The sequence below is a fragment of the Sphingomonas sp. CCH15-F11 genome (assembly GCF_001557005.1).
In the GTDB taxonomy this organism is placed as follows: domain Bacteria; phylum Pseudomonadota; class Alphaproteobacteria; order Sphingomonadales; family Sphingomonadaceae; genus Sphingomonas.
In genome coordinates this window covers 1-9,962 of record NZ_LSKG01000135.1, presented here as the reverse complement: position 1 = coordinate 9,962, position 9,962 = coordinate 1, and the positions used below count along the sequence as shown (strand labels likewise).

General features: G+C 69.0%; 11 protein-coding genes. 8 read left to right on the top strand and 3 right to left on the bottom strand.

The window, feature by feature from the left end; genetic code table 11:
* Positions 1-215: 215 nt before the first annotated feature.
* Genes AX709_RS13335 through phbB form a run of 3 tightly spaced genes read left to right on the top strand, consistent with a single transcriptional unit; the run spans position 216 to position 4,168 of the window.
* A complete protein-coding gene (locus AX709_RS13335) occupies positions 216-2,408 on the top strand; it encodes a xanthine dehydrogenase family protein molybdopterin-binding subunit (protein ID WP_066550004.1) in 2,193 nt (730 codons plus the stop codon).
* Entirely contained in the window at positions 2,405-3,412 is a 1,008-nt protein-coding gene (gene hemH / locus AX709_RS13330) for a ferrochelatase (protein ID WP_066550002.1), read from the top strand. Before AX709_RS13335 ends, hemH begins: the two co-directional genes overlap by 4 nt.
* A gap of 33 nt (positions 3,413-3,445) precedes the next feature.
* Positions 3,446-4,168 carry an acetoacetyl-CoA reductase gene (phbB, locus tag AX709_RS13325; RefSeq protein ID WP_066482046.1) on the top strand — a complete coding sequence of 241 codons (723 nt, stop codon included), beginning with the start codon at positions 3,446-3,448 and terminating at the stop codon, positions 4,166-4,168.
* A 202-nt stretch (positions 4,169-4,370) separates the two neighbouring features.
* Here phbB and AX709_RS13320 read toward each other — a convergent pair whose 3' ends face one another.
* The gene (locus tag AX709_RS13320; RefSeq protein WP_066482043.1) at positions 4,371-4,754 is read right to left on the bottom strand and encodes a glycine zipper 2TM domain-containing protein; all 384 of its coding nucleotides are present in this window, start codon (positions 4,752-4,754) and stop codon (positions 4,371-4,373) included.
* Between the two features lie 188 nt (positions 4,755-4,942).
* On the opposite strand from AX709_RS13320, the gene AX709_RS13315 reads away from it, so the two are divergent.
* Positions 4,943-5,938: an esterase-like activity of phytase family protein gene (locus AX709_RS13315; protein WP_066550000.1), complete on the top strand. Its 996-nt coding sequence runs from the start codon at positions 4,943-4,945 to the stop codon at positions 5,936-5,938.
* Here AX709_RS13315 and rpmB read toward each other — a convergent pair.
* Positions 5,935-6,231 (bottom strand): 50S ribosomal protein L28, encoded by a 297-nt coding sequence (rpmB, locus tag AX709_RS13310; protein ID WP_066549997.1) that lies wholly within the window; start codon positions 6,229-6,231, stop codon positions 5,935-5,937. The genes AX709_RS13315 and rpmB overlap by 4 nt on opposite strands.
* Before the next feature lie 175 nt (positions 6,232-6,406).
* Here rpmB and AX709_RS13305 point away from each other — a divergent pair, with 175 nt between their 5' ends.
* The 3 genes from AX709_RS13305 (at position 6,407) to AX709_RS13295 (ending at position 7,533) form a co-directional block, all read left to right on the top strand.
* Entirely contained in the window at positions 6,407-6,652 is a 246-nt protein-coding gene (locus AX709_RS13305) for a hypothetical protein (RefSeq protein ID WP_066667084.1), read from the top strand.
* 84 nt (positions 6,653-6,736) lie between these two features.
* The gene (locus AX709_RS13300; protein ID WP_066482033.1) at positions 6,737-7,165 is read left to right on the top strand and encodes a nucleoside deaminase; all 429 of its coding nucleotides are present in this window, start codon (positions 6,737-6,739) and stop codon (positions 7,163-7,165) included.
* Entirely contained in the window at positions 7,162-7,533 is a 372-nt protein-coding gene (locus tag AX709_RS13295) for a hypothetical protein (RefSeq protein ID WP_066549992.1), read from the top strand. Before AX709_RS13300 ends, AX709_RS13295 begins: the two co-directional genes overlap by 4 nt.
* Positions 7,534-7,582: 49 nt before the next feature.
* On the opposite strand, the gene AX709_RS13290 is transcribed toward AX709_RS13295, so the two are convergent.
* Positions 7,583-8,260, bottom strand: coding sequence for an OmpA family protein (locus AX709_RS13290; RefSeq protein WP_066482028.1), 678 nt, complete (start codon positions 8,258-8,260; stop codon positions 7,583-7,585).
* A gap of 150 nt (positions 8,261-8,410) precedes the next feature.
* Between AX709_RS13290 and AX709_RS13285 the strand changes: the two genes are divergently transcribed.
* Positions 8,411-9,709: a hemolysin family protein gene (locus AX709_RS13285; protein WP_066482022.1), complete on the top strand. Its 1,299-nt coding sequence runs from the start codon at positions 8,411-8,413 to the stop codon at positions 9,707-9,709.
* The last annotated feature ends 253 nt before the right edge of the window (positions 9,710-9,962 follow it).

Below are 9,962 nucleotides of genomic sequence, written 5' to 3'. Positions count from 1 at the left end.
CGGCCGCCGATATGGCGGGTGCCGCGCGGACGGCGCGGTCGGCAGGCAGCGGCGGGCGCGTTGCGTGCGGATGCATCGCCGCGATTGTGCGTCGCTTGCGCGCGGATCGCAATCGACTTTGCGCATCGACCCGGTCGATGCCGCGTTTGCGGGACGTCAGGTCATGTTTCCAATTGCGGGCAAGCGCACTAAGGCCGGGTGCGATGGCGGACCAAATGGCCAAATCGCCCCGGATCAGCCGGCGGCGCCTGATGATCGGCGGCGGCGCGGGCGTCGGGCTGGTGGTCGCGTGGTGGCTGTGGCCGCGCCGCTACCTCCCCAACCTGCCGGTGGGGGAGGACGAGACGCTGTTCAGTGCGTGGCTGAAGATCGCGGAAACCGGGCAGGTGACCGTCGCCGTGCCCCAGGCGGAGCTGGGGCAGGGGGTCTATACCGCGCTGCCCCAGATCCTGGCCGACGAACTCGGTGCCGACTGGCGCACCGTCGGTGTCGAGCCGGCACCGCTGCACCCCCTTTATGCCAATCCCGAGGGTGCGCAGGCCCTGTTCGGCACCAAACCCGCGCGGCACGCCGATGTGGCGCTCATGCTGACCGCGGGATCGACATCGGTGCGCGCGTTCGAAGCGCCGCTGCGCGAGGCGGGCGCGGCCGCGCGCGTCATGCTGTGCAAGGCGGCGGCGGCGCGCTGGGGCGGCGACTGGGAATCCTGCGCCACCGCCGACGGGTTCGTCATGCGCGACGGGCAACGGCTGCGCTTCGCCGAACTGGCTGCCGAAGCGGCAGAGCACCGCGTGCCCGAGGCACTGCCCCTGCGCAGCGAGGGCCCACGGCTGACCGGCCAGTCGCTGCCCCGGCTCGACACCCCGGCAAAGGTCGACGGCGCCGCCAATTTCGCTGCTGACATCCGCCTGCCCGGCATGGTGTTCGCCGCGATCCGCCAGGGGCCGATCGGCGACACGCGGCTGGTGCGGATCAACCGCGCGGCGGCCGAGCGGCTGCGCGGGGTGGTCGGCATCGTCGAACAGCCCGGCTGGGTCGCGGCGGTGGCGGAAAGCTGGTGGGCGGCCAATCGCGCGCTCGACACGCTCGCCCCGCGCTTTGAAACGCGCGGCGGCATCGTCAATTCGGACAGCATCGCGGCCGCGCTGCGCACCGCGATCGCGGGTGAGGGCACGCGCATGGCGTCCATGGGCGACCTTGCCGCCACCTTTCGCGGGGCATCGATCGTCAGCGCCGAATATCTGGCCGCACCGGGACTGCACGCCGCGATCGAGCCGATGAGCGCGACCGCGGTCTGGCGCGACGGACGGCCGACGGTGTGGATGCCGAGCCAGGCACCCGCGCTCGCCCGCGCGGCGATCGCGCGCGCCTGTGCCGTCGATGCCGATACGGTGACGCTGCACGTCACCATGGCGGGCGGATCGTTCGGCGCCAAGCTGGAGCCCGACGTGGGTGTCCAGGCCGCGCTGATCGCGCGCGCGGTCGACAAGCCGGTCCAGCTGACCTGGTCGCGCAGCGAGGACTGCCTGCACGATCGCTATCGCCCGCCCGCGCTCGCCCGCCTGAGCGCGCGCGTCCAGCCCGGCGGCAGCGTCACCGGCTGGCTTGCCAAGATCGCCGCACCTTCGATCGGCCGCGAGCTCGAGGCGCGGCTCAACGGCGGGGAAGCGGGCTGGCGCGGCAGCCTGGGGCGCAGCGGCGATGCGGCGGCGGTGGCGGGCGCGCGGCCGCTTTACGCCATCCCCAATCTGGCGATCGACCACCATCCGGCCGATATCGGCGTGCCGGTCGGCGAATGGCGGTCGGGCGCGCACGCCTATACCTGCTTCTTCAACGAATGCTTCGTCGATGAACTCGCGCATGTCGCCAATGTCGAGGCGATCAGCTTTCGCACGACGATGCTGGCGGCCGAGGCGCGGATGGTGCGTTGCATGTCGGTCGTCGCCAGCCTGGGCGCGTGGCAGGGCGGGATTCCGGGCAGCGGCCAGGGCGTCGCCACCCATGCCGCGCACGGATCCTACATCGCGGTGCTGGCCGAAGCGCGGCCCACCGGCGGCGGGATCAAGGTCGACCGGCTGATCGCCGCGGTCGATTGCGGGCGGATGATCAATCCGGACCTGGTCCGCCAGCAGATCGAGGGCGGGTTGATCTTCGGCATGGCCGCCGCGATTGGCGGCGCGACCGGATTTACCGAGAATCTCGCCGATGTGCGCGGCTTTGCCCAAATGCGGCTGCCGACGCTGGCCGACATGCCCGAACTGTCGATCGAACTGATCGAGAGCAATGCGGATCCCGGCGGGGTCAGCACGCTGGCGGTGCCGCCGGTCGCCCCCGCCATCGCCAACGCGCTGGTCGCGGCGACCGGCACCCGGATCCGCCGCCTTCCCCTGTTGAGCGAAAGCGAATGACCTTGCCGCCCGATCATCCCCCGGTCCTCCGTCCGCGCATCGGCGTGCTGCTGATCAACCTCGGCACCCCCGACGATCCCAGCCCGCGCGCGGTCAAACGCTATCTGGCCGAGTTCCTGTCCGACCGCCGCGTCGTCGAGCTGCCGCCGATCGCGTGGCAGCCGATCCTGCGCGGGCTGATCCTCAACACCCGGCCGCGCAAGTCGGCGGAGGCCTATCGCGCGGTATGGACCGATGACGGCTCGCCGCTGGCGGTCATCACCCGCGATCAGGCGGCGGCGCTGCAGGGCGCGTTCGGGGCCGATGTGACGGTCGACTGGGCGATGCGCTATGGCCGGCCGTCGATCGCGGAGCGGCTGGCGGCGATGCGCGAAGCCGGGTGCCAGCGCATCCTGATCGCGCCGCTCTATCCGCAATATTGCGCGGCGACGACCGCGACCGCCAATGACAAGGTGTTCGCCGAGCTGATGAAGCTGCGCTGGCAGCCGGCGCTGCGCACGCTGCCGCCCTATCACGACGACCCCGCCTATATCGACGCGCTCAGGGTATCGGTGGAGGCCGGGCTGGCCGCGCTCGATTTCGTGCCCGACACGATCATCGCCAGCTTTCACGGCATGCCGCGCCGCACGCTCGACCTCGGCGACCCCTATCATTGCCAGTGCCAGAAGACCGCGCGGCTGCTGAGCGAGGCGCTCGGACGGCCGTTGACCGTGGCGTTCCAGTCGCGGTTCGGCCCGGCCGAATGGCTCGGCCCGCCGACCGACGACACGCTCGTCGAGCTGGCAAAAGCCGGCAAGCGCAAGGTCGCGATCCTCGCGCCCGGCTTTTCGGCCGATTGTCTGGAGACGCTTGAGGAGCTGTCGATCCGCGGGCGCGAGCAGTTCGAGGAAGCGGGCGGCACCCATTTCGCCTATCTGCCCTGCCTCAACGCGTCGCCGGGCGGCATCGAATTGTTGCGCCATCTGATCGCGCGCGAGCTTGAAGGCTGGGTGCGACCCGCCTAACCGTGGGTCAAACACCAGCAAGGAGTGTCGAGGATGTCGAGGGTAGCGATCGTAACGGGCGGGACGCGCGGGATTGGCGAGGCGATCAGCTGCGCGCTCGCCGCACAAGGAATCACGGTGGCGGCGAACTATGCCGGCAATGACGAGCGTGCCCAAGCGTGCGCCGCGCGCAACAACATCAAGGTCTACAAGTGGGACGTCGCCGACCACGACGCCTGTATCGAGGGCGTGAAGCGCGTCGAGGCGGAGCTGGGGCCCGTCGACATCGTCGTCAACAATGCCGGCATCACCCGCGACGGCACGCTGATGAAGATGAGCTATCAGGCGTGGAAGGAAGTGATCGATACCAATCTGGGCGGCTGCTTCAACATGGCCAAGGCGACCTTTGCCGGGATGCGCGAGCGCAAATGGGGCCGCATCGTCAATATCGGGTCGATCAACGGCCAGGCCGGGCAATATGGCCAAGTCAACTACGCGGCTGCGAAATCGGGCATCCACGGCTTTACCAAGGCCTTGGCCCAGGAAGGCGCGAAGTTCGGCGTCACCGTGAACGCGATCGCACCGGGCTATATCGATACCGACATGGTGGCGGCCGTGCCCGCCGACGTGCTGGAAAAGATCGTCGCCAAGATTCCCGTCGGGCGGCTGGGCCAGGCGCATGAAATCGCGCGCGGCGTGGCATTCCTGTGCTCGGACGATGCGGGCTTCGTGACGGGGTCGACGCTGTCGATCAACGGCGGCCAGCATATGTATTGACGGGCGGAGGCGGGTCGCGCGCCGCGGACCGCGCCGGTGCGCGGCAGCGCAGTGCCCGTCACGGCCGGCGGGAGCCAGCCGGCTCCCGACCGACGACGCGGCGGCTTTGCCGTCGCCGTCCTTGCTTGTGACATAATAAAAGGGGCCGGCCCCCGAAGGAACCGGCCCCCGCCCTCGCTACGCTACCCGAGGGATCGAAGGATCAGCGGCAACCGCGCGGACGGTCGGCCCGGTCGATCGCGCGTCCGGCCAGCGCGCCAACCGCGCCGCCCAGGATGGTGCCGACCGCCCGGTCGCCACGCCCGGCGACTTCGTTGCCGAGCAGGCCGCCGGCGATCGCGCCGACCACCAGACCACCGGTGCCATTGTCGCGGCAGCGATAGTTGTTGCGGTAATTGTTACGATAGTAGCGGCGGTCCTGGCGCCAGTCGCGGCGGTCGCGGCGATAGTCGCGATAGCCATAGCCGTCGTCGTAGCCGCGGCCATAATAGCCGTCGCGGTCAAGCGCCATGGCGGGCGCGGCGGGGACCAGAGCAGTGGCACCCATCGCGAACGCGGCGCCGGCGAGCATCAGCTTGTTCAGCATTTCAAATCTCCTCGTCACTTCACGTTTCGATCGTGCCGGCGCCGGAACCAGGTCCATCCGCCGTCGATGAAAGCGTTATGCGCGAGTCGCGCTGAGGCGATCCTGAATGCGCTCGTTATGCGCGGTTCAGCTTCGCGGGGCGGCATCATGCCCTTGAATAATCCGCGTGGGTGGTGCGAAGGCGCGGGATGCGTCGCGTTCTTGTCGTCATCTTCCTCATTCTGGCGGGCGTGCCGACCTGGTCGGGCCGCGAACGCCTGCCGCTGTTCGGCGCGCGACCGGTGCTGCGCGCCGAACGCGTTGCGCTCTACCCCGACAGCCCCGCGCGGTGCGATCTCGGCGCGCTCGAATATCTGGGGGGGCTGCGGTTGCGCGGCAACGACCCCGCCTTTGGCGGCTTCTCCGCGATGACGGTGGCGGGTGACCGGTTTACGCTGCTTGCCGACGGATCGACGTTCATCCGGTTCCGCATGGGCAGCGACCTGCGCCCGCACAGTGCCCGGTTCGGAGTGCTGTCGCAGGGGCCTGGCACCGGCTGGCCCAAGGAAAGCCGCGATTCGGAGGCGATGGCGCGCGACCCGGCGACCGGCACCGCCTGGGTCGCGTTCGAACGGACCAATCAGATCTGGCGCTATGAAGGGCAGCTGGCGCGCGCGACCGGCCAGGTCGTCCCGGCGCTCATGCGGCCATGGTCGACCAATGGTGGGCCCGAATCGATGGCGCGGCTGCGCGACGGGCGGTTCATCGTGATCGCGGAAAACACGCGCTGGCCCGAGGATCGAGCGCGCGGACCCGGCATCGAACGCGCCGCGATTCTATTCAATGGCGATCCGGTCGCGCCCGGCACCCGCGCCGATCGCTGGCGCTATCGCCCGCCGGCCGGTTTCAGCCCGACCGATGCGACCGAGCTTCCCGACGGGCGGATCGCGATTCTCAACCGCCGGGTCGGCGCGCCCGACTTCTTCACGGCGGTGCTGACGGTGATCGACGGTTCGGCGCTACGTCCGGGCGCGACGCTGACCGGCCGCATCATCGCGCGGTTCGAGCCGCCCGTGCGCCACGAAAATTTCGAAGCCATCGCCGCGACGCGCGAAGGCGATGCGACCATCCTGTGGATCGCGTCCGACGACAATCAGTCCTGGCTCCAGCAGACGCTGCTGCTGAAATTCCGGCTGGTGGATTAGGCGGCCTTGGACGCCGACAGCTTGCGCGCGACGTCGCGCTTCAGGCGGCGCGCGCGCAGCGACAGGTCGTCGTCGCTGGTCTTGATCAGCCAGTTGTCGAGGCCACCGACATGTTCGACCGAGCGCAGGCCGTGGGTCGACACGCGCAGCTTGACCGAACGCTCCAGCGCGTCGGAGATCAGCGTCACATTCTGCAGGTTGGGCAGGAAAGTGCGCTTCGTCTTGTTGTTGGCGTGGGACACATTGTGACCCACCTGGCGACCCTTGCCGGTCAGCTCGCAAATGCGCGACATGATTCGTTCCTGATTTCGGTCTGGCGGGGCCCGAGCCCCGGAAAGTGGGCGCGATTATCGACAAAGTGCCGCCGCGTCAACCGCCCGGACGCGGTTGCATTGTCCGGCCGACGCAACCCTTGGCCCTGCCGGCGCGTTCGACTCGGCACTGAAACAAATGGAAAAGAGGTGGATGATGCGCGGATTCCTGATTCTGGTGGCGATCCTGGTGATCGGCGTGGTGATCCTGCTGGCGACCGGCATGATGAATATCGACCAGACCGCGGACACCAAAGTGCCCGAAATCAAGGTCGAGGGTGGTCAGGCCCCCGAATTCGACGTCGATGTCGGCGATGTCGACGTCCGCACGGTCAACCGGACGATCGAGGTTCCGGTGGTCGAGGTCGAACAGGCCGAAAAGTCCGATCGCGCGCCCGAATAAGGCGGGACGGCCGCGCCCGGCGCGGGCTGGCGCAAAGCCACGGTGGGCGGCATAGGGAAGACGATGTTCCCCTTGCCCCCGCCGATGCGCGCCGCGCTCGACGCCGCCGATGACGCCGCGCGACGGGGCGATATCCCCGTCGGCGCGGCGATCGTGCATCGGGGCGAGGTCATCGCGACCGCGGCGAATGCCCCGCGCGGGGCGCATGACCCGACCGGCCACGCCGAAATCCGGGTAATCCGCGCCGCCGCCACGCTGCTGGCGCGCGACCGGCTCGACGATTGCGACCTGTGGGTGACGCTGGAGCCCTGCGCGATGTGCGCCGGGGCGATCGCGCATGCCCGCATCGCGCGGCTCTACTACGCCGCGCCCGATCCAAAGGGCGGTGCGGTCGAACACGGGCCGCGCTTCTTCAACCAGCCGACCTGCCACCACCGGCCGGAAGTCTATGCCGGACTTGGCGAAGCCGAGGCGGCCGACCTGCTCCGGCGTTTCTTCGAGGCGAGGCGATGAGCGTCGGGGCCAACACTGCCCGACGTGTGCGGCCCGGCGGTCTGCGCCACATGGTGGCGCTGCTCCTGCTCGCTTGCTGCACACCTGGCGACAAATTCGATTCCGCGAAATGGAAGGGGGCGGATCTGACCACCCGTGCGCGCGCGGACATGGTCGACGCGCTGATCCGGCAACATCCTTTAGCCGGAATGCACCGCAACGACGTCGTTCGGTTGCTCGGTGAGTCGACGCGAACGGACAAGTGGGAAGGGTGGGACATGATCTATGTCCTTGGCCCGGCCAGCTACACATCGGTCGATCATGCGTGGCTGGTGATCAAGCTGGGTGCGGATGGCCGCGTTTCGGACTATCGCATCACCGCCGATTAGGCTCGCGGGTCTGCCCCGGTGCGGGATTGCACCGGGGCGACACGCGGGATCAGCCGGCGCTGGTGTCGGTGATCGGCACGATCTTGATTTCGACGCGGCGGTTCTCACTGCGGCCGGCCTCGGTATCGTTGCTGGCGACGGGCTGAGTTTCGCCGAAGCCGCGCGTGCCGATGCGCGCGCTCTTCACGCCCTGGGTAGCCAGATAGTCGGCGACCGACCGCGCACGGCGTTCGGACAGCGCCTGGTTGTAGCTGTCGGTCCCGGTCGAATCGGTGTGGCCGTAGACGTCGATATAGGTCTGCTCATATTGCGCGAGGACGCTCGCCACTTCGTTGAGCGTGCCGCGGAATTCGGGCTGGATGTTGGCGCTGTCGGTCGCAAAGGTGATGCCCGAGGGCAGGTTGAGCAGCAGCTCGTCGCCGTTGCGCGTCACCTGCACGTCGGTGCCCGCGGTACGGGCACGCAGCTCGCGCTCCTGCCGGTCGATATAGGCGCCGATCCCCGCGCCCGCGAGCGCGCCGATGCCCGCCCCGACGATCTTCTCGGTCCGGTCGCGCCGCCCGCCGACCAGGTCGCCGAGCAGATAGCCGGCGAGCGCGCCGCCGCCGCCGCCGATCGCGGCCTTCGACACGCGACGCTCGCCGGTCACCGGATCGGTGACGCATGCGGTGGTGAGCGTCAGCGTGGCGACCGCGGCCGCACCCATCAGACGGGATGTGAACTTCATACTTTCCTCCTGAACAATCGCTCTTGCACTGCAGAACCATCGGACCGACGCCGTTGTTCCGGCAGCGGATCGAATCGCGTGCTGAACGCCGCCAGCTGAACCGGTTGTGAAAGGAGGCCGGTTGGCGCTAAGGGGATGGGACCAACGCTGATGGAAACCCTCCCTTCATTTCCCTGGCTGGATGTTGCGATCATCCTGGCGCTCGTCGCGCTGAACGGCGTGTTCGCGATGTCCGAACTCGCGATCGTGTCCGCGCGCCCGGCGCGGCTGGAGGCGATGGCGCGCGGCGGCAGCCGGGGTGCGGCCGCCGCGCTCAAGCTGTCGGAGGATCCGGGCAAGTTCCTGTCGACGGTGCAGATCGGGATCACGCTGATCGGCATCATCGCGGGCGCCTATTCGGGGTCCAGCCTCGGCCTGCCCGTCGCGCTGCGCATCGAGCGGCTGGGGATCGAGCATGAGGCGGCCGAGGTGATCGCGTTCACGATCGTCATCGGCCTGACCACCTATGCCTCGCTGGTGATCGGCGAGCTCGTCCCCAAGCAGTTCGCGCTGCGCGCGCCGGAGCCGATCGCGGCGCTGGTTGCGCTGCCGATGCGCTGGCTGGCGGTGGCGACTGCGCCGATCGTCTGGGTGCTCGATTCGACGACCTCGCTCGTCTTCCGCGCGATCGGTCTGAGCCGCGAGGCCGAGAACCGCGTGACCGCGGAGGAGCTTCAGGTGCTCGTCGCCGAAGCGCACAAATCGGGCGTGATCGAGGAGCATGAGCGCTCGATCATCTCGGGCGTGGTGCGGCTGGCCGACCGGCCGGTGCGCGAGGTGATGACTCCGCGTACCGACGTCGACTGGCTCGACGTCGACTTGGATGCCGAAGGGCTGCGCGCGGCGCTGCTGCGGACGCCGCACACCCGCCTGCCGGTTGCCGAAGGGTCGATCGATTCGGTCGTCGGCGTCGTCCAGGCGCGCGACATCGTCGGGGCGCTGATGCGCGGCGAGGCGATCGACCTCAGGCGGCTGGCGCGGTCCGCGCCGGTGCTGCCCGATCAGGTCGACGCGATGGACGCGCTGGGCGCGCTGCGCCGGGCCGACGTCGCCATGGGCTTCGTCCATGACGAATACGGCCATTTCGAAGGCGTGGTGACGCCCGCCGATCTGCTCGCGGCGATCGCCGGCGAGTTCAACGCCGATGACCCCGGCGAAACCCCCGGCGTCCACGAGCGCGAGGACGGATCGCTGCTCGTGTCGGGCCAGATGCCCGCCGACGCCTTTGCCGAACGCATCGGCCTCGACCTGCCGGAGGATCGCGATTTCGCAACGGTGGCGGGGCTCGCGCTGGCCGTGCTCAAGCGGTTGCCCGAGGAGGGCGACCATTTCGTCGAGCAGGGCTGGCGCTTCGAAATCGTCGACATGGACGGGCGCAAGATCGACAAATTGCTGGTCAGCGCGACCTGATCCCCCCGTGGGGCTGGGATTCGCGCCAGCCGTCGATCATTTCTTCCTCGGTCGTCAGCGCCGCGTCGCCCGTCCGCCTAGGATCAGGCGCGCGCATCCTGTTCGATCGCGTTCTCGTTCCACTGCAGCGCCTTGAGGACGGTATCGACGATGTGTTGTGCGTTGAGTTTTGCGAGGTCGTACTGGCGTTCGGGTTTGTCCTGGTCCTGGAACAGGTCGGGCAGGCGCATGGTGCGCAGCCTGAGGCCGTGGT